The sequence below is a fragment of the Allobosea sp. AAP35 genome (genome assembly GCF_001295925.1).
Taxonomy (GTDB): domain Bacteria; phylum Pseudomonadota; class Alphaproteobacteria; order Rhizobiales; family Beijerinckiaceae; genus Allobosea.
Window position 1 is genome coordinate 56,781 of the sequence record NZ_LJHQ01000002.1, and the last position, 24,253, is coordinate 81,033.

Here is a 24,253-nt window from a genome sequence, read left to right on the forward strand (position 1 = left end):
TCAGCGCGCCGGCTCGGTGACGAGCGCGACCCGCTTGAAACCCGCCGAGGTGATCGTCGACATCACCGACGCCACCCGCCCGTAATCGACCATGCGGTCACCGCGCACATAGATGCGCTCGTCGAAGCCCTGCTTGGCCAGGCCCTGCAGCTTGACCACCAGATCCGGTTCCAGCGTCGGCTGATCCTGCAGGAAGATCTGGCCCTTGCCGTCGATCGCGATCGTGATCGGCTTCTGGTCGACATTGATCGGCTTGGCGCCCGTCTGGGGCAGATCGAGCGGCACCCCGGTCGCAATCAGCGGCGCCGCGACCATGAAGATGATCAGCAAAACCAGCATGACGTCGATGAACGGCGTCATGTTGATCTCGGCGATCGCCGCGTGCCGGCGGCTGCGCCGGCCCCGTCGTCCACCGGCCTTGGCGCCGGATGCTGCGGACATGCCCATGTCAGTGATTCCTCAAGCCGCCAGCCGCTCGTCGATCTGCCGCGACAGGATCGCGGAGAACTCGTCGGCGAAGGCTTCGAGCCGGCTCGACGCCTTGCCGACCTCGGACTGCAGCTTGTTGTAGGCCATCAGCGCGGGAATCGCGGCAAACAGGCCGATCGCCGTGGCAAACAGCGCCTCGGCGATGCCAGGCGCTACAACCGCAAGCGACGAATTCTTCGAGACCGCGATGGCGGTGAATGAGTTCATGATGCCCCAGACCGTGCCGAACAGGCCGATGAAGGGCGCCGCCGACGCGATCGTCGACAGCACCAGAAGCTTGGATTCGAAGCGCTCGGTCTCGCGCTGGATCGTCACGTCGAGCACCTTGTCGATGCGCTGCGACAGGCTGGCGACGGAACGTCCGCCATTCTCGAAGGACCGCTTCCACTCCCGCATCGCCGCGACGAACACGGCCGACATGTCCGAGACCGGCTTGGCGGCAAGTTCGCGATAGAGTTCTTCCAGCGAACGGCCGGACCAGAACACCTCCTCGAAGGCGTCCATCTCCTTGCGGGTGCGGCGAAACAGCAGGGTTTTGTCGATGATGATCGACCAGCACCAAACCGAGGCTGCCAGCAGCCCGATCATCACCAGCTTGACCACGATATGGGCGTGCCAGAACAGGGTCCAGAACGACATGTCGATTTGCGGCGCGGCCTGCGCGACATCGGCGGGGTTCATCTGCGTCGTCCTTCTGCCCGGCGGCGCGGCCGGTGTTTCGGCCAATGCCCGCCCTACGCACCACGGGTGACCCCGCGACGCCGCCCGATCCGCGATCCGGGGAATGCCGTGTCCCTCAATCGCCTGTGAATCCGGCGAAAGATGGGCGCAAACGGGGTATCCTCCGGAACGCAGGCGCGCGATCGAGTTAAGCCTCCAGCAAGGTTAATGCCGGGTATACGCCTCGGCCGGGCCTTGCCGTTTAGTCCCAGCATGCCAAGCGAAAAAAGGCCCGCCCCAGTTTCCCGGGACGGGCCTCGACGATGTCGCAGCGGCAGCTGGCGGAGGGCTCAGCCGGCGTTGCCCTGCGGCTCGGCGCCGTTGCTGCGGCGGTCGGCCATGAACTGGTCGAACTCGGCCTTGTCGCGGGCCATCCGCAGACGGCCGAGGAAGTCCTGGAACTCCTTCTGCTCGTCCTCAAGGCGCCGCAGCGTCTCCTGACGATACTCGTCGAAGGCGCGGTTGCCGCTCGACGGGCCGCGGCCCCAGCCGCCGAAACCGCTCTCACGGCCGCCCATCCGTTCCTTCAGACGCTCCATCTTGCTTTGCAGACGGCTCATCCTGTGTTCGTAGCGGTCCGCGCCGCCCATTCCGCAACCCATGCGTCCACTCCAGAACAAAAAGGCCAGGGTCGCGAGACCCAGAGGCCAGAACACGATGAAGCCGAGAACCGCGAAGGCGATCCAGGCTCCCTTCCCATATTCATCGAGCTTCTCGACGATCGGCATTGATCCCTCACCATGACAGAGCGTGAATGTAAATCACATTTACATAAATGGGGAACGGCGATCCGCTTGTCAAGATCGCCGACAACGAGATCAGTCGGCGGCGCTGCCGCCTGTGCCGCGCCCGATGCCCAGCCCCTGCAGATAGATCAGCATGCCGGCCTCGAGCAGCTCGGCCGCCGACATCGGCAAGGGCCGGCGCCCGCCATCGGCCCGGCCGAACAGGGCGGCGACACCATGCGACATCGACCAGACATGCAGCGCCATCATCAGCGCCGGCGGGCGCTTGCCGGCGGGAAGCAGGGCGATCAGCGCCTCGGAGGCAGCGCGCAGGTTCTGGAAGGCGCGGTCTGCCGCAGCGCGCAGCTCGGGGCTGGCATCGAGCGGCACGCCCGCCTCGAACATCGCCGAATAATAGGCCGGCTCGTCATGGGCGAAAGCGAGATAGGCGCGCCCCAACCTATGAAACGCGGCCTCGGGGTCCGGGCGCCCCTGGTCCCAGGCCCGCGCCAGCGCCGCCTCGAACACGGCAAAGCCGCGCGCCGCGACATCGGCCAGAAGATCGTCGCGGTCGCGGAAATGCCGGTAGGGCGCGGCCGGGCTGACGCCTGCGACGCGCGCGGCCTCGGCGAAGGTGAAGCCGTTGGGCCCCTTCTCGCCGATCAGCCCCAAAGCGGCGCGCACCAGTTCCTCCTTGAGGTTACCATGGTGATAACCGCGGGGGGCAGGCTCGGGCTTGTCGCGTTTCCAGCTCATGTGACGAGCGCTAACATGGCGCCATGCGGGCGTCGACCGAGGTTCAGCTCTCGATCCCCAAGCGCTGACGCAGCCCGTCGGGAATCCGCCGCGCCCGCCCGCCGCCGACGCAGGCGACCTTGACCTTCGCCGTCACCAGCACCTCCTCGCCGCGCAGCACGCGCTGCTGGACATCCATGGTCGCGCCGCGCGCGGCGACCGAAACCGTCTCGATCGTCAGAAGATCGTCCATGACGGCCGGCCGAAGGAAGTCGATGGTCATGCTGCGCACCGCAAAGCCCAGCGCCGTCTCGCCGTCGAACAATTCACGCTGTGCGATCCCGAGCGAGCGGATCAACTCGGTGCGCCCACGCTCCATGAAGCGAAGATAGGACGCGTGATAGACGACACCGGAGAAATCCGTGTCCTCGTAATAGACGCGGACGGAAAGGCTGTGTGAGGCGGTCATGGCTCTGGGCAGGAGAAAATGGCGGGAGGGCGGAGCTTTAAACCGCGCGGCAGGCGCGGCATAGTGGGCTGGGACAGACCGCCGCGCCGGGGAACGCACCCACGCGGAAGGCGTTGCCCACGCGGAAGGCGTTGCCCCAGGGAGATTACAACCACAAGAAAAGGGAATTCTTCATGTCGCTCTCGACCAAGCAATTGGAACGTGTCCTCGACAAGGACGAATGGGACCTGGTCGCTCGCACCCGCAGCCGCGCGATCGGAGACGTGCCCGACGGCGACCTGCGCGATCTGGCGAAGAACCTGCGCGACCGCCGCGACAAGGCCCGTGACGTCGCCCGCCGCCAGCGCCGTGAATTTCGCGGCAAGGTCGCGCCCCAGGGCGCCGAGCGCGCCTCCGACAACAGCGGCACCAAGGTCAAGGCGGATGCACTGACCGTCGCCCTCAAGCGCGTCGGTGCCGAGCAGACCCGGCGGACGGAAAAGCTGCGTCAGCCGAGCCAGCGTTCGCTCGCTCGCAAGGCTTTGGCGATGAAGATGCGCAAGCAGGCGCTGGAGCGTCCGCTCAGCCGCACGCGAGACGAGGGCATGCAGCCGATCGTCAACCGCAAATCGGCCAAGTCCGGCGCGCTCGACCATGCCGGCCAGCGCTCGGCGATGCACCGCTCCAAATTCGCCCGCTGACCCAGTCGGCTCGACAAGGACAGCCCTGCGAGCGCTCAGCGCTTGCAGGGCTTCTTCATGAAAGACCCGCACTCATAAGGCTGCGAGAGTTCGGCGCGGATCGGATAATCCTTGCCATCGACGCGGTTGACGATGTCGTCGATCTTCCACGCGCCATTTTCCTCGACCATGCGAAATCGCACGCTGATCGGCTGCCCGAAACTGCGGAAGGCGGCCGTGACGAGCGCCTTGCCGTTCGCGGGCTTCTCGGAGACCGTGACCTTCAGGTTCTTGATCTCGCCATCCTGCCCGCTGAGGAACGGATCGGCGCCGACATGGCCCATATCGCCGCTTTCCGTCTGAAACAGCTCGTCGCGTGCGAACAGGGCGGCAAGCGATCTGCTCATCAGCTTGTCGCGGTTGGGCGGCTGCCACGGAGCCGCGACGGGCCTGGCGCCGCTGCCGGCGAGTTGTCGAATCGTGATGGCATAGGCTTCGCGGATGGGGGCCTCGGGAGAGGGCTCCGCGGCCCGCGCGAGCGTGACCGAGAACGCCAGCAGGCCGGCCATCGTGAATTGCACGCGCGTTGCAATCCGCATGATCATATCTCCATCAGCACCGAATAGTCCTGACCACCATAGAAGACACGAACGATCCGGACCCGCGTCATCTGAATGCGGTAGGCGATCACAGCCCGTCTGTATGGAAAGATCCTCAGGCCCGGCGAGACATCCGACCGCTCGACGCCAAGTTCCGGAAATTCGCATAACAAGGCGCAACGCCTTTCGATGGCAGCCACCCACCGCCGCGCCTGTCTTGGACTGTCCAGCGCGACATGGTTCAAAATCGCTTCGAGATCGGACAGTGCCTTCGCCGAATAGAACAGTTCATACGGCATCATGCGGGCGCTTGGTCACCGTCTCGGCAAGCTTGTCGAGCCGCGACGCGACCTCCGCCGGCGTCAGGTCGGCCGGATCGGCATCCCCCTCGGCGATCTTGGCCCTGATGGATTGTAGCTTCTCCTGCCGCGAATGCTCCGCATCGAGCCAAGGCTTCATCGCATCACGCAGCGCTTCTTCAGCGCTGGCGAAGTCGCCGCTCTCGACCCGCGCGAGCACCAGCGTCTCGATGTCCTTGGGCAGATTGAGCGTCATCCGTTCGCACCTTCATCCATCAGGCCGCTGCGCTCCGTATCATATTATGACGCCGCACCGCTCGCAAACCAGCCTCCTATTCCTCCCCATCCCCAAACAGCCCGAACTGCGCGCCCTCCCGCGTCGGCTCGGGCATGCCCAGATGCCGGAAGGCGTGCGGCGTCAGGATGCGGCCGCGCGGCGTGCGCTGGATGAAGCCCTGCTGCAGCAGGAAGGGCTCGATGATCTCCTCGATCGCGTCGCGCGGCTCCGACAGGGAGGCGGCGATCGTCTCGATCCCGACCGGCCCGCCCCCGAAATTGATCGCCACGGTGGTCAGGTAGCGCCGGTCCATCTGGTCAAGGCCGATGGCGTCGACATCGAGCAGCCTCAAAGCCTTGTCGGCGACGCTGCGCGTCACGATCGCATCGCCATCGACGATGGCGAAATCGCGCACCCGGCGTAGCAGCCGTCCAGCGATGCGCGGGGTCCCTCGCGAACGCTTGGCGATCTCGTTGGCGCCGTCGTCAGACATCGGCACGCCGAGCACCCGCGCGCCCCGCGCCACGATACTCTGCAACTCCTCGACGGTGTAGAACTGCAGCCGGATCGGGATGCCGAAGCGGTCGCGCAAAGGCGTTGTCAGCAGGCCGGCGCGGGTGGTGGCGCCGACGAGCGTGAACTTTGGCAGGTCGATCTTGACCGAGCGCGCCGCCGGCCCCTCGCCGATGATCAAATCGAGCTGATAGTCCTCCATCGCCGGGTAGAGGATTTCCTCGACCGCCGGATTGAGCCGGTGGATCTCGTCGATGAAGAGCACGTCGCGCTCCTCGAGATTGGTCAGCTGCGCCGCGAGGTCGCCGGCCTTGGCGATCACCGGTCCCGAGGTCGAGCGGAAATTGACGCCGAGCTCCCGCGCCACGATCTGCGCCAGCGTGGTTTTGCCGAGCCCGGGCGGGCCGACGAACAGCACATGGTCGAGCGCATCACCGCGCGCCTTGGCAGCCTCGATAAAAACTTGAAGATTGGCCCGCGCCGCCGCCTGGCCGGTGAACTCCGACAGCGACAGCGGCCGCAGCGTGGTCTCGGCGTCGTCGTCGCGCTTTTCGGCGGAGAGCAGGCCGGGGCGGCGGGTCTCGCTCACAGCGCGATCTCCAGTTCGAGCGCGTCATGGATCTCGATGTCCATGTAGCCGGTCTTCACGATGCTCGGCACCACCGAGCGGAAATTGTCGATCGCCTCGATATGCAGCCGCGAGAAGCGGAAGCCGCATTTCTGGTAAAACGTCATGCCCGGCATGTTGTCATTGGTCAGCATCGCCTTCAGCCGCACGGCCCCGCGCCCCCGCGCCGCCGCCTTGACCCCTTCGAGCAACTGGATCGCGGCGCCCTGCCCCCGCGCCACCGAATGCAGCGCACAGAGCAGCGCGACTTCGCCCTGCATCGTCCAGCTCGCATAGGCCATGAAGGTCCCGTCCTTGCCGGCGATCCCGAGCAGATCGAGTTCCGCGCAATCATAGACCGTGAAATCGATCATCATGCTGTGCGAACCCCAGCTCGCCAGCATCACCTTCAGGAAGGCGGATTTGTCCTTGACCGGGCGGATGGTCAAAGCGCCATCGCCGCTCACTTCGCCAGTTCCCGCAAGCCCAGCTTGATGAGTTGAGCCGTCCCCGCGCCCTCGCCCGCCTCGCGCGACGCCGCCGCGACGGCCGCCACGGCCTGCGCCTGCGGATAGCCGAGATTGCTGAGCGCCGAGACGGCGTCCGCCACCGGCTGCGGCAGCTTGCGTTCCGCTAGCGCGCCGGCCAGTTGCGCCACGCCCGGATCGACATGGCCGAAGGCCGGCGCCTTGTCCTTGAGCTCGGCGCAGATGCGCTGGGCAAGCTTGGGGCCGACGCCCGGAGCGCGTGCCACAGCGGCCTTGTCGTTGGTGGCGAGCGCCGTCGCCAGCGCTCCGGGCTCCAGCGTCGAGAGGATGGCGAGCGCGACCTTGGCGCCGACGCCCTGCACCGCCTGCATCAGCCGGAACCAGTCGCGCTCATTGTCGGACATGAAGCCGTAGAGCCGGATCGCATCCTCGCGGACATGCGTCTCGATCGACAGCACCGCCGCCTCGCCGGGCTTGGGCAGCCGCTGCAAGGTCTTGGCCGAGCATTGCACGACATAGCCGACGCCCTGCACGTCGAGGATGACATGGTCCTCGCCATAGGAATCGACGACCCCCTTCAGCTTGCCGATCATCGTCTCGCCTCACCGTCCGCGTCAGCCCCACTCTCGAACCCACCAGCCCTCATCCTGAGGAGCCGCGGGGCGGCGTCTCGAAGGATGCTCCAGTGCGCACTTAAACATCCTTCGAGACGCAGGCTGCGCCCGCTCCTCAGGATGAGGGCTGTGGGTGAGACGACCGGCTGTATCATCACCCCACCCGCATCTGCGCCACCAGCGCGCGCATGCCGCGATGCTGGGCGTGGCAGATCGCCACCGCCAGGGCATCCGCCGCATCGGCCGACCGGGTCTCCGCCTTGGGCAGCAGCACGCGGATCATCATCTGGACCTGTTTCTTGTCGGCATGGCCGACGCCGACCACCGTCTTCTTGACGAGGTTGGCGGCATATTCCGCGACGCTGAGGCCCGCAAGGGCCGGCACCACCAGCGCGACGCCCCGCGCTTGGCCGAGCTTCAGCGCCGATTGCGGATCGCGGTTGACGAAGGTCTCCTCGACCGCGACCTCGTCGGGCATGTGGGACATCACGATCCGCGTCAGCCCGTCATGCAACTGCCGCAGCCGCTCCGACAGGGGCAGGCCGGCATCGCTCTCGACGCAGCCGCAGGCGACGAAGCCGAGCTTGCTGCCTTCCGACACGACGACGCCCCAACCCGTCTTCCGGAGGCCGGGGTCGATGCCGAGAATGCGAATCGGTGGGTTCATGTCGGGCGCAGCCTAAACCTTGGACACGCTTTGTTCCATGGCGTGTCCTAACGATCCCTTCCCACCCACAGCCGATCGATGAACGCTGCGCATCGGTCGCATCACGCGGATGGGGGTTGCCCCGGCGCGCGGCAGGCTGTTGGTGCGATTGGCTCCTGCCCTCCCAGGGACCTTGCTCCCTTATCCCTCAGGCCGATGTCAGATCTCCTCAGCCTCCTCTTTCCCGCCGTCTCGCCGACCGGCCTCGCCGTCCTCCTCGTCGCGACGCTGCTCGGTGGGCTGGTGCGCGGCTTTACAGGCTTCGGCTTCGCCATGGTGTTCATGCCGCTGGCATCGATGGTAATCGGCCCGGTCGCGGCGCTCGGGCTGATCTGGTGCATCGATGCGCCCTTCGCCCTGCCGATCGCCGCCCGCAATGCCAGGCAGGCCGAATGGCGCGAGGTCGCACCCCTGCTGCTGACCGCGACGCTGGCGCTGCCAGCCGGCATCTGGCTCCTGATCTGGCTCGACCGCGAGACGATGCGCTGGATCCTGGCCGGGCTGATCCTGACCGCCGTCGCCCTGATGGCCTCGGGCTGGCGCTATCACGGCCGGCCGGGCATTCCGCTTTCGCTGGGTGTCGGCGTGTTGTCGGGGCTGTTCAACGGCATGGCGAGCATTGGCGGCATGCCGCTCGCCGTGTTCTGGCTCGGCGCCCAGCGCAACGACCGCCACAAGACCCGTGCCAATCTGCAGACCTTCTTCGGCTTCTCGACGCTGATCTCGGGCGCGATCCTCTGGCGCAACGACATCCTGACGATGACCGCGCTCATGATGGCCCTGCCGCTGATGGCGGTCTATGGCGCCGGCATGTGGGCGGGCACGCATGGCTTCCGGCTGGCCAACGAAATGACCTTCCGCCGCATCGCCTATGCGGTGATCTTCCTCAGCGCGCTGATCAGCCTGCCGCTGTGGGATGGACTCGTGGGGCGGTAGGGACCTGGCACGTCATTGCGAGCGTAGCGAAGCAATCCAGAGCCGCTACGCCCGACGATCTGGATTGCTTCGCTGCGCTCGCAATGACGGCGGCGCCCGTCACCCCCCCAGCTTCGCCATCACCTCGTCGGAAATCTCGTAATTGGCGAAGACGTTCTGGACGTCGTCGTCATTGTCGAGCGCCTCCATCAGCCGCATCATCGAAGCCGCCTTCTCCTCGTCGAGCGGGGCCGAGGTCGTCGGCCGCCAGACCGGCTTGGCTGAGGCCGGCGCACCGAGCGCCGCTTCCAGCGCCTTCGAGACCTCGTTCAGCGAATCGAAAGCACACAGGATGGTGTGGCCGTTTTCATCCGAAATAACGTCGTCGGCGCCCGCCTCGATCGCCGCTTCCATCAGCTTGTCGGCATCGCCGGTCTCCGGCGGATAGGCGATCTCGCCGACACGATTGAACATGAAGGAGACCGAGTTGCTCTCGCCCATCGCCCCGCCCGACTTGGTGAAGTAGGAGCGCACGGCCGACGCGGTGCGGTTGCGGTTGTCGGTCAGCGCCTCGACGATGACGGCGGCCCCGCCGGGCCCGTAGCCCTCGTAGCGAACCTCGTCATAGTTGTCGCCTTCGCCGCCGGCCGCTTTCATGATGGCGCGCTGGATGTTGTCCTTGGGCATGTTTTCGGCGCGCGCGGCGAGAACCGCCATGCGCAGGCGCGGATTCATCGCCGGGTCGGGCATGCCCATCTTGGCCGCGACGGTGATTTCGCGGCCGAGTTTCGAGAACAGCTTGGCGCGCACGGCGTCCTGCTTGCCCTTGCGGTGCATGATGTTCTTGAACTGGGAATGACCGGCCATGGAACCTGAGCCTCTGCTGCCTTCAATCGATCTGCCCCCCGGAAGGCCTTGGGCGGTCCGGCGCGGGGCAGATCGGCCTTATAGGCGGCGGCTTCGCCGGCGCGCAAGCGATCGCGACCGGCAGGCGTTCCGCATGCGCCCACCGGGGCAGTCGCATCGATCTCCGGCAATCGCGCGATCGGAGAAACCTGACGTTAAGTCATTCTTTGCCAGAAGCGCCGCAGACTAACTGCACGACCCGGGGGCACTCCCTTCTGGACGAATGACGGGCCTTCATGACCACCCAGTCCAGCACACCGATCGCGCAGCAGGACCTGCGCTTCCGCGCGTTCCAGATCGCCGAGAGCGATCTTGCCTCCTTACGCCCGCTTGCGGATTTTGCCCGGGCGCGGCTGCCGTTCATGCTGGAAGACATGCATGACGACCTGGCCCCCTGGCCGGAAACCGCCCGGGCCTTCCGCATCCCGGAGATTCACGGTCTGCGGGTTGCCCACTGGACCAGCTTGGTGTCCGGCGCGCTCGGCGATGATTTTACGCACTCCGCGCATCGTCTGGCCTCGGCCTTCCATCGCCATCATGTCCCGGCTTATGGCATCGCGATCGACCATGCGTTGGTGGTCAACCAGATCGGCCTCGAACTGGGTTTGGATCGCCAGTCGCTGCAGAAACTGTTCGGCTGGTGGCACAGCCGCGACCGCAACCGGCGCATCGCGACGCGCTCGGCCCTCAACAAATGCGCAGCGCTCGACCTCGAACTGCTGCTCGAAACCTACGCCCATGTGCAGGAACAGAGCCGTGAGCACACGCGCGCCGAGATCGCGGCCTTTGCCGTCACGGTGCGTCAGGTCGTCGGGGCCGTGAAAAGCGGCGCCGGCACAGTCGAGGCTCTGGCCGGCACGATGAACCATATGGTCCAGGATACCGGCGCACAGGCTCTCGTCGCCGCCCGCGCCTCGGACGACGCCTCGATGAACGTCCAGAACGTCGCGAGCGCGGCCAGCGAATTGTCGGTCTCGCTCGACCATGTCGCGCTCGAGGTCACGCGCGCCGCGAGCATGGCCAATAGCGCCAACGCCGCCGCGATCAAGACCGACGTCATCGTCAAAAGCCTTGCCCAATCGGCGCAGACCATCGGCTCCATCGTCGAGATGATCCGCGACATCGCGGCGCAGACCAATCTGCTGGCACTCAACGCCACGATCGAGGCGGCCCGCGCCGGCGAGGCCGGGCGGGGTTTTGCGGTGGTCGCTACCGAGGTCAAGCAGCTCTCATCGCGTACGGCGCAGGCCACCGACGAAATCGCAGCGCAGGTTCCGGCCATGCAGGCTGCGACGCGCGAGGCCGTGGAAGCGATCGACAGCATCGTCGCCTATGTCCGCCAGATGCACGACACCACAGCGTCCGTGTCGGGCGCCCTCGAACAGCAGCGCTCGGCGACGCAGGAGATTGCCCGCAGCGTCGACCGTGCCGCGATCGGAACCCAGGAGGTGGCGCAGACCGCCTCCGGCGTGAGTGAAATGGCAGCGGCTGCGGGCCACAGCGTCGGCGAGGTGCTGGACGTGGCGAGCACGCTGGCGCGCGAGGCAGCTTCGCTGTCGGATGCCTTCGATGGTTTGATGCAGCGCAGCCAGGCCGGCTGACGCGCGGGCGCTGCTCGTCGGGGCCTTGCGCGTCTCAGCCTTTCAGCATTTCAGCCCTGCGCCCAGGGCGGCACGGCCTCCGACAGATGCGGGCCCAGCCGTACCGGCCAGACGGCCTTCGCCAGGCCGGTCGCATCGTCGATCTCAACCGCGACGCCCGACAGCGAGCCTTCGCCGGTCGCGGGTTCAAGCCGTGCGCCCGGCGTCTTCTGCAGGAAGCGCCGCACCGGCTCTTCCTTCTGCATGCCCAGGATCGAGTCATAGTCGCCGCACATGCCGGCATCGGACTGATAGGCGGTGCCGCCCGGCAGGATGCGCGTGTCCGAGGTCGGGACATGGGTATGGGTGCCGACGACGAGGCTGGCGCGGCCGTCGAGGAAATACCCCGCCGCCTGCTTCTCGCTGGTCGCCTCGGCATGGAAATCGACGATCACGGCATCCGCCACCTCGCCCAGCGGGCAGGCCGACAATTCGCGCTCCATCGCCGCGAAGGGATCGTCCAACGCCTCCATGAAGATGCGACCCATCACATTGACGACGAGCACGCGGGCGCCGTTGCGCGCCTCGACCACGGTCGCACCGCGCCCCGGCGTGCCCTTGGGATAATTCGCCGGCCGCACCAGCCGGTCCTGCCGCTCGATGAAGACCAGCGCCTCGCGCTGATCCCAGGAATGGTTGCCGAGCGTCACGGCGTCGGCGCCGGCCGCGATCAGTTCGTCGCAGATCGCCTCGGTGATGCCGAAGCCCCCGGCCGCGTTCTCGCCATTGATGACGACGCAATCGAGTTTCCACTGGTCGCGTAGCCGCGGCAGACGGTCCTGAACCGCGATCCGCCCGGGGCGGCCGACAATGTCACCGAGAAAGAGAAAGCGCATGGGGAAGAGTCCGGAAAGGAGCGGCCCTCTCCGTCGCGCGAATGCGGCGCGGAATCAACCGGCGCAGTCGCGTCACTGGACCCCTGCGCCACCCGCATCGTCATTCCGGCCAAGCCGCGCAGCGGCGCAGCGCCGGAAGCCATCATAAAGCACCGTCGGGCCTTACGATCGATTCCGGGTCTGCGCTTCGCTTGCCCGGAATGACGCGGAGGGGAAATCGACAGAGCACCCCACTCACCCGCAGCGGATGATCTCGCGCTCGGTGACGATCCAGTCGAGCCGCCGGTCATGCGGTTCGTCAGGAACCGCCGCGATCTCCTGCGCGGCATAGGCGATGCCCATGCTGATGACGGGGCCGAGTTCGGTCAACTTGGCATCGAAATGCCCCTTGCCGTAGCCGATGCGGTAGCCGCGCCGGTCGAAGGCCGCGAGCGGCACGATCAGAATGGCGGGCGCGACCTGCGGCTGCGCCGGATCGGGCACCAGCGTGCCAAAGCCGCCGGGCACGATCGGCTCATAGGGCGCCCAGCGCCGAAACAGCATTCGCTTGTCGATGATCGCCGGTAGGCACAGCCGCACGCCGCGCTCGTGCAGGGCCTCCAGGATCGGGCGCGGATCGGCCTCCGAGCGCATCGGCCAATAGGCGGAGACGGAGCCTTGCGCATCGTCGAACACGGGAAGCGCCAGCACGCGCCCGGCGATCGCCTCGTCCCAGATCAGCCTGTCATCGATCTCGAGCGCGTCGCGGTGCGCCAGAGCGGCTTCGCGCAGGGCGGCCTTCCGGCGGGCGAGATCGTCTGAAGCGGATACATCCATCATGGCAACAGTGCTGAGCCACCTCGGCCGTGGAGATTTCGATCCCGGGACACCTACTAAAGTAGGTGGGCGCCGTGTGTCCGGGTCCAGGGACCCGGTCAGGGACAGCTCCCTAGGGAGTCGTATGGGCCCGGGAATACAGTTCTCGCACGCACCAGGCAGCCCAGCCGGATCAATGTAGGGAATGCGCCGGCAAAGCGCCAGTGTACGCGGCGCCCCATCCCGCGAAATCGCAACACACGGGCAGTCGGACAACAATCCGCCGGCAACTCAGCCGACGGCCGTGGGAATGAGGCTTCGGGCAATCCCTTCGATCCGCTCCGCCGCTGCCGCCAGCGCCTCGGCCGCCCGGTCCTCCACCTCGCCGAGGCGGCGATCGGCGACGCCCGCATCGCCCTGCATCGCCGCCAGATCGGCCTCGAGCCGCGCCACGCGCCGCTGCAGCTCGGAGGCCTCGTCGGCGACCATCAGCGCCGCCATCACATGCAGGCGCATATCGCCGATTTCGCCGAAGGCTTCGCGCATCTCCTGGATCTTGCCGTCATAGAGACGCGCCAGCCCTTCCAGATGCGGCTCTTCACCCTCGCCGCAGGCCATGCGGTAGGCCTTGCCGGCAATGGTGACGTTGACTTGCGGCATGGCGCTCCTCGTTCAGTGGTCCCGGACGCCGGCGTCGGGTTCGGCTGGCTCCGGATAGGCCGGTTCCAGATCGTCCTGCGCCTCGTCCTGCGTTTCCGGCGGCAGGGCCTCGGCCTGGGCGCGGGCGATCACGGCACCGATGACGCTCATCGCGCGCTCGAGACGCTGATCGACATCCGCCGCGGCGGTCTCGACATCGCCGAGCCTGGCGGTCACCCCGTCCAGCTCGGCCGCAAGCCGCGCCCGGTCGTCCTGCATCAGCGCCAGCTCGGTTTCCAGATTGGCCCGGCCCCGCTCCGCTTCGACACGCCGCCGGGCTGCCGCTTCAAGCTGACCGAGCGCGCCATCGAGGCGCATCAGGGCATTCTCCAGCATCAGGCTCGCCACCGTCGCTCTCCTTCAGATCGAAGCCGGCTCACACGATTCGGGACACTAGCTTATGTCGATCTAAAACGTGAATCGCTCCGGCCTTGCGATATGGCGCCCGATCTCAACGGCTTGTGCCCGCTTGCTGTGGTCGCGCTTGCGAAGACGCCGCGCGTTCTCGCTCCGCGGGCCCCGTAGAGAGGGCCGGGCGAATTGACTCCCAGCAAGCCGACGGCCTAATCGAGCCACCATTCGCCGCGACAACGCGACTTCGGAATGCCGGACCGTCCTCCGCCTGCCCGCGCGCAGGATTGGCAGCGGCCCCGTCCTTCCCGCCAGACGGAGCCTGAGACAGCCATGACCACGATCGACCGCGCCCAGCACGACAAGCTCGCCAACGCCATCCGCTCGCTGGCGATGGACGGTGTCGAGCAGGCGAAGTCCGGCCATCCCGGCCTGCCGATGGGCGCAGCCGACGTCGCGACCGTGCTCTTTACCCGCATCATGACCTATGATGCCGCCGATCCGCGCTGGCCCGACCGCGACCGCTTCGTGCTCTCGGCCGGCCATGGCTCGATGCTGCTCTACGCCCTGCTCTATCTCACCGGCGTTCCCGGAATGGAGATCGCCGACCTCAAGAAGTTCCGCCAGCTTGAATCCAAGACCCCTGGGCATCCCGAGAACTTCATGACGCTGGGCGTGGAGACCACCACCGGCCCGCTCGGCCAGGGTCTCGCCATGTCGGTCGGGATGGCGATGGCCGAGCGCATGCTCGCCGCCGAATACGGCAAGAAGATCGTCGATCACCACACCTATGTGCTGGCCTCCGACGGCGACCTGATGGAGGGCATCAGCCATGAGGCGATCGCGCTCGCGGGCCACCAGAAGCTGAACAAGCTGATCGTGCTGTGGGACGACAACGGCATCTCGATCGACGGCCCCCTCTCGATCTCCGACAATGTCGATCAGGTCGCGCGCTTCAAGGCCTGCGGCTGGCGCGCCGAGCGTGTCGACGGCCATGACCCCGACGCGATCGAAGCCGCGATCCGTCGCGCGCAGAAGTCGAACAAGCCGACGATGATCGCCTGCAAGACGATCATCGGCTTCGGCGCGCCGAAGAAGCAGGGCACCTCCAAGGCCCATGGCGAGGCGCTCGGCGCCGAGGAACTCGCCGCCGCCAAGAAGAACCTCGGCATCACCGGCGGCCCCTTCGAGGTCGCGGCCGACACGCTGAAGGCCTGGCGGGGTTTCGGCGCGGCCGGCGCCGCCGCCCATGCCGACTGGAAGAGCCGCTACGAGGCGATGTCCGAGCGCAAGCGCGCCGAATTCGACCGCCGCCAGGTGCATGGCGTGCCGGCGAAGCTCGACAAGGCGATCCTCGCCCACAAGAAGGCGCTGATCGCGGCGCCGCAGGCTATCGCCACCCGCAAGGCCTCCGAACTCGCGCTCGAGGCAATCGTGCCGGTGCTGCCCGACCTCGTCATGGGCTCGGCCGATCTGACACCGTCCAACAACACCCGCACCAAGGCTGCCGAGGACTTCACGCCCAAGACCCCCAAGGGCCGCTATGTCCGCTACGGCATCCGCGAGCACGGCATGGCCGCCGCCATGAACGGCATCACGCTCCATGGCGGCTTCCGCACCGGCGGCGGCACCTTCCTGGTCTTCTCCGACTATGCCCGCCCCTCGATGCGGATGGCCGCCCTGATGGGCCTGCCGATCGTCTATGTCATGACCCATGACTCGATCGGGCTTGGCGAGGACGGGCCGACCCACCAGCCGGTCGAGCATGTCGCTTCGCTGCGCGCCATGCCCAACATGCATGTCTTCCGTCCGGCCGACGCAATCGAGACGGCGGAAGCCTGGCAGTTCGCGATCGAGAACACCAAGGGCCCAACCGTGCTCGCCCTCTCGCGCCAGAACCTGCCGCAGCTGCGCACCGACGCCACCGCGACCAACCGCTCCGCCAAGGGCGGTTACGAACTGCTGGCAGCCGAGGGCGGCAAGGCGCAGGTCTCGCTCTTCGCCTCGGGCTCCGAGGTCGAGATTGCGGTTGCCGCCCGTGATCAGCTCGCGCAGAAGGGCGTCAAGGCCCGCGTCGTCTCCGTGCCCTCGCTCGAATTGCTGCTGGCCCAGGATGAGGCCACGCAAGGAGCCGTCATCGGCGACGCCCCGGTCAGGATCGCGATCGAGGCCGGCGTCCGCTTCGGTTGGGATGCCGTGATCGGCCATGACGGCATCTTCGTCGGCATGAACTCCTTCGGCGCCAGCGGGCCCTACAAGGAGGTCTACAAGCATTTCGGCATCACGACGGAAGCCGTCGTCGATGCCGCGATGAAGCGCCATAACGGCTGATATCCACCAAGCGGGACGGATATTCGCAAAACGCGCCCGATATTCCCGCAGAGACACTTGCGTTCGGCCACGCTTTGGCCGAATTGCCCGCGTGAATGGCGTGCGAGCGCCGGGCTTCGGCGAAGGAGAGCTTTGAGATGACGGTCAAGGTGGCGATCAACGGCTTCGGCCGCATCGGGCGCAACGTGCTGCGCGCGATCATCGAGTCGAAGCGCAAGGACATCGAGGTCGTAGCGATCAACGATCTCGGCCCGGTCGAGACCAATGCCCATCTCTTCCGCTTCGATTCCGTCCATGGCCGCTTCCCCGGCACGGTGACGGTCTCCGGCGACACGATCGATGTCGGCCGCGGCCCGATCAAGGTCACCGCCGTCCGCGACCCCAAGGACCTCCCGCACAAGGCGCTCGGCGTCGATATCGCGCTGGAATGCACCGGAATCTTCACCACCAAGGAGAAGGCCTCGGCCCATCTGGCGGCCGGCGCGAAGCGCGTCTTGGTCTCGGCCCCCTGCGACGGCGCCGACCTCACCGTCGTCTTCGGCGTCAATGACGGCGCGCTGACCAGCGACCATGTCGTCGTCTCGAACGCGTCTTGCACGACCAACTGCCTCGCGCCGGTCGTGCGCGTGCTCCATGACGCGATGGGCATCGACAAGGGCTTCATGACCACGATCCATGCCTATACCGGCGACCAGCCAACGCTGGACACGATGCACAAGGATCTCTACCGCGGCCGCGCCGCGGCGCTCTCGATGATTCCGACCTCGACCGGCGCCGCCAAGGCGATCGGCCTCGTCATCCCCGAGCTCAAGGGCCGTCTCGACGGCTCCTCGGTGCGCGTGCCCACCCCCAATGTATCGATGGTGGACTTCAAGTTCCTCGCCAAGCGCAAGACCACGGTCGAGAAGGTCAACGAGGCGATCCTCAAGGCGAGCCGACGCGGCCCACTCAAGGGCATCCTGGCCGTCACCGACCAGCCCAACGTCTCGATCGACTTCAACCACGACCCCGCCTCGTCGACCTTCGCGCTCGACCAGACCAAGGTCATGGACGACAAGTTCGTCAGCGTCGTCGCCTGGTACGACAATGAGTGGGGTTTCTCGAACCGCATGAGCGACACCGCCGTCGCCATGGGCAAGCTGCTCTGATTTTGACGCCTCTCGGGTCCGCGCCGGTCTGGCGCGGCCCCGCCATCTTCTCGAAACCGAACGGAACGACCATGGCCAAGATCGAGCCGACGGTCGCGTCGCCTGCCGACGCTTCAATGCCGATGACCGTCAATTCCGCGCCCAGCAATGGCACGCCGCTTGATGCGCGCGGCGCCGCGCCCGCAGCCGAGCCTGCCTCCGTCACCGAGCCGCGCCAGCTCGACCAGCTTTCCCGCATCGAGGAGAAGGCCGCGCGCATCGAGGAGAAGTTCGCCCGCTACGAGGCCGTGCTGACCCGCGCCGAGGCTTCGCTGGAGCGCAGCGCCCACAAGGTCGATGCCGCCGCCGGCACCATGGACTTCGCCGCGATCCGCGGCGAGATGGCCGCCCTGCGCGACCGCGTCGATGCCACGCCGCGCGCCGGCACGCTTTTCGTGACTGCGATCGTCACGGCCGTGCTCACCGTCGCCCTCACGGTTCTGGTCCTGCGCTTCGGCGTGCCGGGCCTGTTCGGGAGCTTGCTGGTTCGATGAATTTCAAGACGCTCGACGACGCCGACCTTGCTGGCAGGCGCGCGCTCGTGCGCGTCGATCTCAACCTGCCGATGGAAGACGGCAAGGTCACCGACACCACCCGCATCGACCGCATCCTGCCGACGATCCGCGAGATGTCGGCCAAGGGCGCCAAGGTCGTTCTGCTCGCCCATTTCGGCCGGCCCAAGGGCGTCGACGAGGCCAACAGCCTGAAGCAGGTCGTGCCGGCGCTGGCCCATGCGCTGGGCCAGCCCGTCACCTTCGTGGCTGACTGCATCGGCGATGACGTCTCCAAGGCCATTGCCGCCGCTAAGAACGGTGATGTCCTGCTGCTGGAAAACACCCGTTTTCACGCTGGCGACGAAAAAAACGACCCGGATTTCGTCAAGGCGCTCGCCGCCAATGGCGACCTCTTCGTCAACGACGCCTTCTCGGCCGCACACCGCGCCCATGCCTCCACCGAGGGCCTGGCCCATGTCCTGCCGGCCTTCGCCGGTCGCACCATGCAGGCGGAGCTGGAAGCGCTTTCGGCTGGCCTCGACAACCCCGCCCGCCCGGTGATGGCGATCGTCGGCGGCGCCAAGGTCTCGACCAAACTCGATCTGCTCGGCAACCTCGTGAAGAAGGTCGATGTCCTCGTCATCGGCGGCGGCATGGCCAACACCTTCCTCGCCGCCGAAGGCGTCGATGTCGGCAAGTCGCTCTGTGAACATGATCTCGCCGCCACCGCCCGCGAGATATTCGACAAGGCGAAAGCTGCCGGCTGCGAGATCATGCTGCCGGTCGATGCGCTGGTCGCCCGCGAATTCAAGGCCAACCCGGGCCACCGGGTCGTGACGGTGGGCGATGTCGCGGCAGACGAAATGATCCTCGACGCCGGTCCGATGAGCGTTGCCGAGGTCGTGCTCAAGCTCGACGGCATCAAGACGCTGGTCTGGAACGGGCCTTTCGGCGCCTTCGAGCTGCCGCCCTTCGATACCGCCACCGTCACGGTCGCCAAGGCTGCGGCCAAGCGGGTCAAGGCCGGCACCCTGGTCGCGGTCGCGGGTGGTGGCGACACGGTCTCGGCGATGAACCATGCCGGCGTCGCCGACGACCTCACCTATGTCTCGACGGCGGGCGGCGCCTTCCTCGAATGGATGGAAGGCAAGGCCTTGCCGGGCGTCGAGGCGCTGCGGAAGGGCTGACGTCGCCCTGGCTCTTGCGGCAGCGCATGTTTATGCTATGTTCTCATCGTCTCGGAGAGCGCTACGATGAGTGAAAACGTGCAGACCGCGATGTTCGAAATCCTGAAAAAGATTCAGGCCGACATGTCGTCGCTTCGAACCGATATGAACGCCCGTTTCGAAGGGGTCGAGAAGCGATTCGACGAAATGGGCGACCTCGTCCGCAAGCATCGCCGCGACACCGCTGGCCTGATGGTGATGGCCAAGGGCGCCGCCGGACAATTTGCCGAGGACCTCGCCGCCGTCGAGGAGCGCGTGCGCGTGCTGGAAGCGCGCGGCCTCTGATTTCAGGGGCTTTTTCCGCTTTCGCTTTACCTTTGTCGCAGTTCGCCTTTAAACCCTCCCCCTATCCATTGCCTTCAAGGGGAGTGCCAAAGTGGCCCGCATCACGCTTCGCCAACTGCTCGATCACGCCGCCGAAAACGACTATGGCGTGCCCGCCTTCAACATCAACAACATGGAGCAGGCGCTGGCGATCATGGCGGCGGCGGATGCCACCGACGCCCCCGTCATCATCCAGGCCTCGCGCGGCGCCCGCTCCTACGCCAACGACATCATGCTCAAGCACATGATGGACGCGGTCACCGAGATCTACCCCCACATCCCCGTCTGCGTGCATCTCGACCACGGCAACGAGGCCGCGACCTGCATGACCGCGATCCAGGCCGGCTTCACCTCGGTGATGATGGACGGCTCGCTCCATGCCGACGGCAAGACCCCGGGCGACTGGGACTACAATGTCGGCGTGACCAAGCAGGTCGTCGACATGGCCCATCTCGGCGGCATCTCGGTCGAAGGTGAGCTCGGCGTGCTCGGCTCGCTTGAGTCCGGCGAGGGCGAGAAGGAGGACGGCCATGGCTTCGAGGGCAAGCTCTCCCATGACCAGCTACTGACCAACCCCGACGAGGCGGTGAAGTTCGTCGCCGAAACCAAGGTCGATGCGCTCGCCATCGCGATGGGCACCTCGCACGGCGCCTACAAGTTCACCCGCAAGCCCGACGGCGCGATCCTGGCGATGAACGTCATCGAGGAGATCCACAAGAAGCTGCCGAGCATGCATCTCGTCATGCACGGCTCGTCCAGCGTGCCGCAGGATCTCCAGGACATCATCAATCAGTATGGCGGCAAGATGCCCCAGACCTGGGGCGTGCCGGTCGAGGAGATCCAGCGCGGCATCAAGCACGGCGTCCGGAAGATCAACATCGACACCGACAACCGCATGGCGATGACCGGCCAGATCCGGAAGATCCTCACCGAGCATCCCGGCGAGTTCGACCCGCGCAAATATCTGAAGCCCGCCATGGAGGCGATGACCAAGCTTTGCGCCCTGCGCCTGCAGGAGTTCAACACCGCCGGCCAGGCCAGCAAGATCAAGCGCGTCGCGACCACCGCCGAAATGGCCAAGCGCTACGCCAAGGGCGAGCTCGACCCGACCTTCGGCAAGGCGGCTTGAGACCAAGCCGTCATTCTCGGGCCGCGCGAAGTGCGGACCCGAGAATCTCCTCGTGATGATGTCACAAAAAGCGCCCGGCGCTTTGCCGGGCGTTTCCATGTTGAGAGATGGTCGGGTCAAGCCCGACCATGACGCGTGCGCTCAAACCCCGATCTTCCCCCCACCCTTACGGGTGATCGCCACCACCGACGGCCGCACCGGCATGTCGGGCTTGAAGTCGGGCCAGCGGGTCGAGAGATCCTCGTAATAGGAGCGGCGGCCGAAGGCCGGCCAGTCCGGGCCGTCATCGCCCGGGTGCTGCACGGCCACGAACGCCGTCGTGTCGTCGGGGGTGAAGCAGGGCCCGCAAAGCTCGGCGCCATGCGGCACGCGGTAGAACAGCTTCGAGGTCCGCCGCGCCCCGCCCTCCGTGTCGACCGCCCAGAGCCCGTCGGTGCGCCCGGTGACTTTGGGCCCGTTGCCGTCGGTCGAGACCCAGAGTCGCCCGGCGGAATCGACCACCGAATTGTCGGGCATCCCGAACCAGCCGCTCCTGGTCGTGTCGGTCGAGAAAGTCGCGCCGACCTCTGCCACCGAGGGATCGCCGCATTTCAGCAGGATCTCCCAACGCCCCTTGGTCGCCGTATGGTCGCCGCCCTCCTCGATGATCTCGATGATGTGGCCGAAGGCGTTCTTGGCGCGCGGATTGGCTCCGTCGATCTGTTCATCGGTACGGCGGGTGTTGTTGGTCAGCATGACATAGACCTTGCCCGTGACCGGGTTGGGCGTGATGTCCTCGGGCCGGTCCATCTTGGTGGCGCCGAGCAGGTCGCCGGCGCGGCGTGTCTCAAGCAGGACGTCGGCCTGGCTCTGGAAGCCGTTGGCCGCCGTCAGCGGTCCCTGCCCGAACACGACCGGCATCCATTCGACCGCGCCATCCGCCGCGAACTTCGCGACATAGAGCGTGCCGGAATCCAGCAGGTCCATGTTGGCGGCACGGTTGTTGGGGTCGAGACGCCCAGCCGTGACGAATTTGTAGACATAGTCGAAGCGCTCATCGTCGCCTAGATAGGCCACCACGCGGCCGTCCTTTGCCACGATCATGTCGGCGCCTTCATGCTTGAAGCGCCCCAGCGCCGTGCGCTTCTTCGGCACGGAATTCGGATCGAACGGATCGACCTCGACCACCCAGCCGAAGCGGTTGGGCTCGTTGGGCTCCTTGGAGATGTCGAAGCGCTCCTCGAAGCGGCCCCAGGCATAGGGAGAGGACGGAATCGCCAGGCGCTTGTAGTTGACCTCCTCGCGATGGCCCTCGGGCAGCTTGCCGGAGAAATAGCCGTGGAAGTTCTCCTCGCCAGAGACGAAGGTGCCCCAGGGCGTCATCGCGCCGGCGCAGTTGTTGAGCGTGCCCAGCACCTTGCGGCCCGTGGCGTCAGCCCCGGTCTTGACGCGGTCGGATCCCGCGACGGGGCCGGAAAGCTGCATTTCGGTCGCGACCGTGATGCGGCGGTTGTACTTGGAATCCTTCACCAGCGCCCATTTGCCGTCGGTGCGGCGGATCTCGGCAACAGTCGCCCCATGCGCCATCGCCTCGATCTTGAAACGCTCCGGCGTCGCGTTCTTCAGGACGGGCTTGCCGTTCTTCATCTCGACCACGCCCGGAAACATCAGATGCGGGTTGGTGTATTCGTGGTTGACGAAGAGCACGCCATGGGCGGACGCGTCGGCCGCGCCCGGCATCGGCAGATAGCCGACGAAGTCGTTGTTGTAGCCGAACTGCTTGGCCTGGGCTTCCGGCGTCTGGTTTGCCGGGTCGAAGGCCGGCGCATCAGCGGTGACGGGGTCGCCCCAGCGCAGCAGCACGTCGGCGTCATAGCCATCCGCGACATGGTGGTCGGCATCGACGCCGAACTCGACCTCCTTGAAGGCGAAGGCGGATTTCGCGCCCTGCGCCTGGGCCTGCCCGGCCGTTTCCAGAGCGAGCGTACCCACCGTCGCGGAGATCGCCGAGACCGCCAGCGCACCCTTGAGAAAACCACGGCGCGAGAAGCGCTGCGAGATCAACTCACCCATCGTGGCGTTGCTGCTGAGGTTCTGGGGCTCGGCATCCTCATGCTCCAGCATGCTGGCGCCGAAGGTCGATTCAGAGTGCGTTTCGTCGTTCATGGGGCTGTTCCTGACGAAGCTTCAGATTGGCATTGGAAGAAGTCGAGGGATAGCCGGGAGCGGTGACGGCGTGGTGACGACGCCGCGCCTGAATTCGCTCTGGACATGCCTGCCGCTCGCCTAGGCACTTCCGAGCGAAGACGGTTTCTGGTTGAAGGAACCCCCGCCTCGCCGCATCCGGCCTTTCCGCCGCAGGTTTGCATGTCGATCGTCTTTTCAGCACTGGTCGCGGTCTTCGTCGGCTTCGCCGCCTCCGTTGCGGTCGTGCTGGCGGCCGCGCAGGCGCTCGGCGCGACGCCGGGCCAGACCGTGTCATGGATCGCAGGTCTTGCTCTCGCCAAGGGCGTGGCCAGCCTGTGGCTCTCCTGCCGCCACCGCATGCCGATCATCTGCGCCTGGTCGACACCCGGCGCGGCACTGATCGCAGCCAGTACCGGCCTCGACATGGCCGCCGCCGTCGGTGCGTTTCTCGTCGCGGCAGCGCTGATGATGCTGACGGCCGCCTTCCGCCCGCTCGGGGCGCTGATCGAACGCATCCCGATGCCGATCGCCGCCGCGATGCTCGCAGGCGTCATCTTTCGCTTCGTCGTGGCCGTCTTCGACGAGGTGCGGATGTCGCCCGGCCTCGTCCTGCCTCTGCTCGCGGTCTTCCTCATGGCGCGGCTGATCAACCCGTTTCTCGGCGTCATCGCCGCACTCGGCGCCGGTCTCGCGCTCTCCTTCGCCAGCGGCCTTGCCAGTTGGCCGTCGGCAGGGTTTGCCCTGACCGGCCTCGAATTCGTCACACCGCGCCTCGATATGGCAGCGATGCTCGGCATCGGCATACCGCTTTATCTCGTCACCATGGCGGCGCAGAATCTTCCCGGCTTCGCCGTGCTGCGGGCCGCCGGCTTCCATCCGCCCGTGCCCTCCTGCCTGTTCGTCACGGGGCTGACCTCGTTCCTCACCGCACCGTTCGGCGCCCATATGGTCAACATGGCTGCCATCAGCGCCTCGATCTGCACCGGCCCCGACACGCATCGCGATCCCGAACAGCGCTGGAAGGCGGGGATCGTCTATGGCGTCGCCTGGCTCGCCATCGCCGCCTGCGCGGGACTGCTGCTCGCGCTGATCGTCGCCATGCCGAAGGCGCTCATCGTCGCCGTCGCGGGTCTCGGCCTCGTCGGCTCGCTCACCGGCGCACTCGGCCAGGCCATGTCCTCGGATCGGGAGCGCTTCGCCGCGATCATCGCCTTTGCCGTCGCCGCCTCCAGCCTGACGCTTTTCGGGGTCGGATCGGCCTTCTGGAGCCTCGTCGCCGGCCTCGGCGTCTTGACATTGGACGCCATCGCGGGCCGTTTGCGCGCATCATCATGACCACGCAAAACCCACCCAC

General features: G+C 66.6%; 28 protein-coding genes and 1 other RNA gene. 10 read left to right on the forward strand and 19 right to left on the reverse strand.

Annotation, left to right across the window (positions count from 1 at the left end; translation table 11 throughout):
* From IP69_RS00540 to ybgC, 5 genes are all read right to left on the reverse strand, one after another.
* Positions 1–447 (reverse strand): biopolymer transporter ExbD, encoded by a 447-nt coding sequence (locus IP69_RS00540; RefSeq protein ID WP_054140853.1) that lies wholly within the window; start codon positions 445–447, stop codon positions 1–3.
* A gap of 12 nt (positions 448–459) precedes the next feature.
* Positions 460–1,170, reverse strand: coding sequence for a protein TolQ (gene tolQ / locus IP69_RS00545; protein ID WP_054140854.1), 711 nt, complete (start codon positions 1,168–1,170; stop codon positions 460–462).
* Between the two features lie 329 nt (positions 1,171–1,499).
* The gene (locus IP69_RS00550) at positions 1,500–1,937 is read right to left on the reverse strand and encodes a DUF2852 domain-containing protein (RefSeq protein WP_054140855.1); all 438 of its coding nucleotides are present in this window, start codon (positions 1,935–1,937) and stop codon (positions 1,500–1,502) included.
* Between the two features lie 90 nt (positions 1,938–2,027).
* Entirely contained in the window at positions 2,028–2,690 is a 663-nt protein-coding gene (locus IP69_RS00555) for a TetR/AcrR family transcriptional regulator (protein WP_054140856.1), read from the reverse strand.
* Between the two features lie 43 nt (positions 2,691–2,733).
* Positions 2,734–3,138 (reverse strand): tol-pal system-associated acyl-CoA thioesterase, encoded by a 405-nt coding sequence (gene ybgC, locus IP69_RS00560; RefSeq protein WP_054140857.1) that lies wholly within the window; start codon positions 3,136–3,138, stop codon positions 2,734–2,736.
* A gap of 173 nt (positions 3,139–3,311) precedes the next feature.
* Here ybgC and IP69_RS00565 point away from each other — a divergent pair, with 173 nt between their 5' ends.
* The gene (locus tag IP69_RS00565; RefSeq protein ID WP_054140858.1) at positions 3,312–3,818 is read left to right on the forward strand and encodes a hypothetical protein; all 507 of its coding nucleotides are present in this window, start codon (positions 3,312–3,314) and stop codon (positions 3,816–3,818) included.
* Positions 3,819–3,853: 35 nt separating this feature from the next.
* Here IP69_RS00565 and IP69_RS00570 read toward each other — a convergent pair whose 3' ends face one another.
* The 7 genes from IP69_RS00570 to ruvC form a co-directional block, all read right to left on the reverse strand.
* On the reverse strand, positions 3,854–4,396 hold the full coding sequence (locus IP69_RS00570) for a DUF3828 domain-containing protein (RefSeq protein ID WP_197279603.1): 543 nt from the start codon (positions 4,394–4,396) through the stop codon (positions 3,854–3,856).
* Between the two features lie 2 nt (positions 4,397–4,398).
* Complete coding sequence (locus IP69_RS00575; RefSeq protein WP_054140935.1) at positions 4,399–4,695, reverse strand: type II toxin-antitoxin system RelE/ParE family toxin; 297 nt, start codon at positions 4,693–4,695, stop codon at positions 4,399–4,401.
* Complete coding sequence (locus tag IP69_RS00580; RefSeq protein WP_054140860.1) at positions 4,685–4,951, reverse strand: hypothetical protein; 267 nt, start codon at positions 4,949–4,951, stop codon at positions 4,685–4,687. The genes IP69_RS00575 and IP69_RS00580 overlap by 11 nt, the downstream gene beginning before the upstream one ends.
* Positions 4,952–5,027: 76 nt before the next feature.
* Positions 5,028–6,074: a Holliday junction branch migration DNA helicase RuvB gene (gene ruvB / locus IP69_RS00585; RefSeq protein WP_054140861.1), complete on the reverse strand. Its 1,047-nt coding sequence runs from the start codon at positions 6,072–6,074 to the stop codon at positions 5,028–5,030.
* A complete protein-coding gene (locus IP69_RS00590) occupies positions 6,071–6,559 on the reverse strand; it encodes a GNAT family N-acetyltransferase (protein ID WP_054140862.1) in 489 nt (162 codons plus the stop codon). Before IP69_RS00590 ends, ruvB begins: the two co-directional genes overlap by 4 nt.
* Entirely contained in the window at positions 6,556–7,173 is a 618-nt protein-coding gene (gene ruvA / locus IP69_RS00595) for a Holliday junction branch migration protein RuvA (protein ID WP_054140863.1), read from the reverse strand. The genes IP69_RS00590 and ruvA overlap by 4 nt, the downstream gene beginning before the upstream one ends.
* Positions 7,174–7,348: 175 nt before the next feature.
* Positions 7,349–7,861, reverse strand: coding sequence for a crossover junction endodeoxyribonuclease RuvC (gene ruvC, locus IP69_RS00600; RefSeq protein ID WP_054140864.1), 513 nt, complete (start codon positions 7,859–7,861; stop codon positions 7,349–7,351).
* A 195-nt stretch (positions 7,862–8,056) separates the two neighbouring features.
* Here ruvC and IP69_RS00605 point away from each other — a divergent pair, with 195 nt between their 5' ends.
* On the forward strand, positions 8,057–8,836 hold the full coding sequence (locus IP69_RS00605; protein ID WP_054140865.1) for a sulfite exporter TauE/SafE family protein: 780 nt from the start codon (positions 8,057–8,059) through the stop codon (positions 8,834–8,836).
* Positions 8,837–8,935: 99 nt separating this feature from the next.
* Here the strand turns inward: IP69_RS00605 and IP69_RS00610 are convergent, their stop codons facing one another.
* A complete protein-coding gene (locus tag IP69_RS00610; protein ID WP_054140866.1) occupies positions 8,936–9,682 on the reverse strand; it encodes a YebC/PmpR family DNA-binding transcriptional regulator in 747 nt (248 codons plus the stop codon).
* 275 nt (positions 9,683–9,957) lie between these two features.
* On the opposite strand from IP69_RS00610, the gene IP69_RS00615 reads away from it, so the two are divergent.
* Positions 9,958–11,322, forward strand: a complete 1,365-nt coding sequence (locus tag IP69_RS00615) for a globin-coupled sensor protein (RefSeq protein ID WP_054140867.1) — start codon at positions 9,958–9,960, stop codon at positions 11,320–11,322.
* A 50-nt stretch (positions 11,323–11,372) separates the two neighbouring features.
* Here IP69_RS00615 and IP69_RS00620 read toward each other — a convergent pair whose 3' ends face one another.
* The 5 genes from IP69_RS00620 to IP69_RS00635 form a co-directional block, all read right to left on the reverse strand.
* A complete protein-coding gene (locus tag IP69_RS00620; RefSeq protein WP_054140868.1) occupies positions 11,373–12,197 on the reverse strand; it encodes a TIGR00282 family metallophosphoesterase in 825 nt (274 codons plus the stop codon).
* Positions 12,198–12,431: 234 nt separating this feature from the next.
* Entirely contained in the window at positions 12,432–13,016 is a 585-nt protein-coding gene (locus tag IP69_RS00625) for a 5-formyltetrahydrofolate cyclo-ligase (RefSeq protein WP_082358709.1), read from the reverse strand.
* 8 nt (positions 13,017–13,024) lie between these two features.
* Positions 13,025–13,181, reverse strand: a non-coding RNA gene (ssrS, locus tag IP69_RS21250) — 6S RNA.
* Between the two features lie 102 nt (positions 13,182–13,283).
* Positions 13,284–13,652, reverse strand: a complete 369-nt coding sequence (locus IP69_RS00630; protein WP_054140869.1) for a cell division protein ZapA — start codon at positions 13,650–13,652, stop codon at positions 13,284–13,286.
* Between the two features lie 12 nt (positions 13,653–13,664).
* Positions 13,665–14,039, reverse strand: coding sequence for a DUF4164 domain-containing protein (locus IP69_RS00635; protein ID WP_349236281.1), 375 nt, complete (start codon positions 14,037–14,039; stop codon positions 13,665–13,667).
* 336 nt (positions 14,040–14,375) lie between these two features.
* Here IP69_RS00635 and tkt point away from each other — a divergent pair, with 336 nt between their 5' ends.
* The 6 genes from tkt to fba all read left to right on the forward strand — a co-directional run bounded on the left by tkt (position 14,376) and on the right by fba (position 20,733).
* The gene (gene tkt, locus IP69_RS00640) at positions 14,376–16,373 is read left to right on the forward strand and encodes a transketolase (RefSeq protein WP_054140870.1); all 1,998 of its coding nucleotides are present in this window, start codon (positions 14,376–14,378) and stop codon (positions 16,371–16,373) included.
* A gap of 137 nt (positions 16,374–16,510) precedes the next feature.
* Positions 16,511–17,521, forward strand: a complete 1,011-nt coding sequence (gene gap / locus IP69_RS00645) for a type I glyceraldehyde-3-phosphate dehydrogenase (protein ID WP_054140937.1) — start codon at positions 16,511–16,513, stop codon at positions 17,519–17,521.
* A gap of 71 nt (positions 17,522–17,592) precedes the next feature.
* Positions 17,593–18,054 carry a hypothetical protein gene (locus IP69_RS00650; RefSeq protein ID WP_156323219.1) on the forward strand — a complete coding sequence of 154 codons (462 nt, stop codon included), beginning with the start codon at positions 17,593–17,595 and terminating at the stop codon, positions 18,052–18,054.
* Complete coding sequence (locus IP69_RS00655; RefSeq protein ID WP_054140872.1) at positions 18,051–19,241, forward strand: phosphoglycerate kinase; 1,191 nt, start codon at positions 18,051–18,053, stop codon at positions 19,239–19,241. Before IP69_RS00650 ends, IP69_RS00655 begins: the two co-directional genes overlap by 4 nt.
* A gap of 66 nt (positions 19,242–19,307) precedes the next feature.
* Complete coding sequence (locus IP69_RS00660; RefSeq protein ID WP_054140873.1) at positions 19,308–19,565, forward strand: hypothetical protein; 258 nt, start codon at positions 19,308–19,310, stop codon at positions 19,563–19,565.
* Between the two features lie 91 nt (positions 19,566–19,656).
* Positions 19,657–20,733: a class II fructose-bisphosphate aldolase gene (gene fba, locus IP69_RS00665; protein WP_054140874.1), complete on the forward strand. Its 1,077-nt coding sequence runs from the start codon at positions 19,657–19,659 to the stop codon at positions 20,731–20,733.
* A 141-nt stretch (positions 20,734–20,874) separates the two neighbouring features.
* Here fba and IP69_RS00670 read toward each other — a convergent pair whose 3' ends face one another.
* Complete coding sequence (locus IP69_RS00670) at positions 20,875–22,836, reverse strand: PhoX family phosphatase (RefSeq protein WP_248306659.1); 1,962 nt, start codon at positions 22,834–22,836, stop codon at positions 20,875–20,877.
* Between the two features lie 243 nt (positions 22,837–23,079).
* On the opposite strand from IP69_RS00670, the gene IP69_RS00675 reads away from it, so the two are divergent.
* A complete protein-coding gene (locus IP69_RS00675) occupies positions 23,080–24,234 on the forward strand; it encodes a benzoate/H(+) symporter BenE family transporter (RefSeq protein WP_054140876.1) in 1,155 nt (384 codons plus the stop codon).
* Positions 24,235–24,253 lie beyond the last annotated feature (19 nt).

What these genes read in the sequence shown, in the direction of transcription:
- ruvC (WP_054140864.1), bottom strand. Translation starts at nt 7,861, where the DNA reads ATGAACCCACCGATTCGCATTCTCGGCATCGACCCCGGCCTCCGGAAG.
- ybgC (WP_054140857.1), bottom strand. Translation starts at nt 3,138, where the DNA reads ATGACCGCCTCACACAGCCTTTCCGTCCGCGTCTATTACGAGGACACG.
- IP69_RS00540 (WP_054140853.1), bottom strand. Translation starts at nt 447, where the DNA reads ATGGGCATGTCCGCAGCATCCGGCGCCAAGGCCGGTGGACGACGGGGC.
- IP69_RS00615 (WP_054140867.1), top strand. Translation starts at nt 9,958, where the DNA reads ATGACCACCCAGTCCAGCACACCGATCGCGCAGCAGGACCTGCGCTTC.
- IP69_RS00660 (WP_054140873.1), top strand. Translation starts at nt 19,308, where the DNA reads ATGAGTGAAAACGTGCAGACCGCGATGTTCGAAATCCTGAAAAAGATT.
- IP69_RS00675 (WP_054140876.1), top strand. Translation starts at nt 23,080, where the DNA reads ATGTCGATCGTCTTTTCAGCACTGGTCGCGGTCTTCGTCGGCTTCGCC.
- IP69_RS00670 (WP_248306659.1), bottom strand. Translation starts at nt 22,836, where the DNA reads ATGCTGGAGCATGAGGATGCCGAGCCCCAGAACCTCAGCAGCAACGCC.
- gap (WP_054140937.1), top strand. Translation starts at nt 16,511, where the DNA reads ATGACGGTCAAGGTGGCGATCAACGGCTTCGGCCGCATCGGGCGCAAC.
- IP69_RS00630 (WP_054140869.1), bottom strand. Translation starts at nt 13,652, where the DNA reads ATGCCGCAAGTCAACGTCACCATTGCCGGCAAGGCCTACCGCATGGCC.
- IP69_RS00550 (WP_054140855.1), bottom strand. Translation starts at nt 1,937, where the DNA reads ATGCCGATCGTCGAGAAGCTCGATGAATATGGGAAGGGAGCCTGGATC.
- ruvA (WP_054140863.1), bottom strand. Translation starts at nt 7,173, where the DNA reads ATGATCGGCAAGCTGAAGGGGGTCGTCGATTCCTATGGCGAGGACCAT.
- IP69_RS00575 (WP_054140935.1), bottom strand. Translation starts at nt 4,695, where the DNA reads ATGCCGTATGAACTGTTCTATTCGGCGAAGGCACTGTCCGATCTCGAA.
- IP69_RS00655 (WP_054140872.1), top strand. Translation starts at nt 18,051, where the DNA reads ATGAATTTCAAGACGCTCGACGACGCCGACCTTGCTGGCAGGCGCGCG.
- IP69_RS00650 (WP_156323219.1), top strand. Translation starts at nt 17,593, where the DNA reads ATGGCCAAGATCGAGCCGACGGTCGCGTCGCCTGCCGACGCTTCAATG.
- tkt (WP_054140870.1), top strand. Translation starts at nt 14,376, where the DNA reads ATGACCACGATCGACCGCGCCCAGCACGACAAGCTCGCCAACGCCATC.
- IP69_RS00570 (WP_197279603.1), bottom strand. Translation starts at nt 4,396, where the DNA reads ATGCGGATTGCAACGCGCGTGCAATTCACGATGGCCGGCCTGCTGGCG.
- IP69_RS00580 (WP_054140860.1), bottom strand. Translation starts at nt 4,951, where the DNA reads ATGACGCTCAATCTGCCCAAGGACATCGAGACGCTGGTGCTCGCGCGG.
- IP69_RS00610 (WP_054140866.1), bottom strand. Translation starts at nt 9,682, where the DNA reads ATGGCCGGTCATTCCCAGTTCAAGAACATCATGCACCGCAAGGGCAAG.
- IP69_RS00555 (WP_054140856.1), bottom strand. Translation starts at nt 2,690, where the DNA reads ATGAGCTGGAAACGCGACAAGCCCGAGCCTGCCCCCCGCGGTTATCAC.
- IP69_RS00605 (WP_054140865.1), top strand. Translation starts at nt 8,057, where the DNA reads ATGTCAGATCTCCTCAGCCTCCTCTTTCCCGCCGTCTCGCCGACCGGC.
- IP69_RS00625 (WP_082358709.1), bottom strand. Translation starts at nt 13,016, where the DNA reads ATGATGGATGTATCCGCTTCAGACGATCTCGCCCGCCGGAAGGCCGCC.
- IP69_RS00565 (WP_054140858.1), top strand. Translation starts at nt 3,312, where the DNA reads ATGTCGCTCTCGACCAAGCAATTGGAACGTGTCCTCGACAAGGACGAA.
- tolQ (WP_054140854.1), bottom strand. Translation starts at nt 1,170, where the DNA reads ATGAACCCCGCCGATGTCGCGCAGGCCGCGCCGCAAATCGACATGTCG.
- IP69_RS00620 (WP_054140868.1), bottom strand. Translation starts at nt 12,197, where the DNA reads ATGCGCTTTCTCTTTCTCGGTGACATTGTCGGCCGCCCCGGGCGGATC.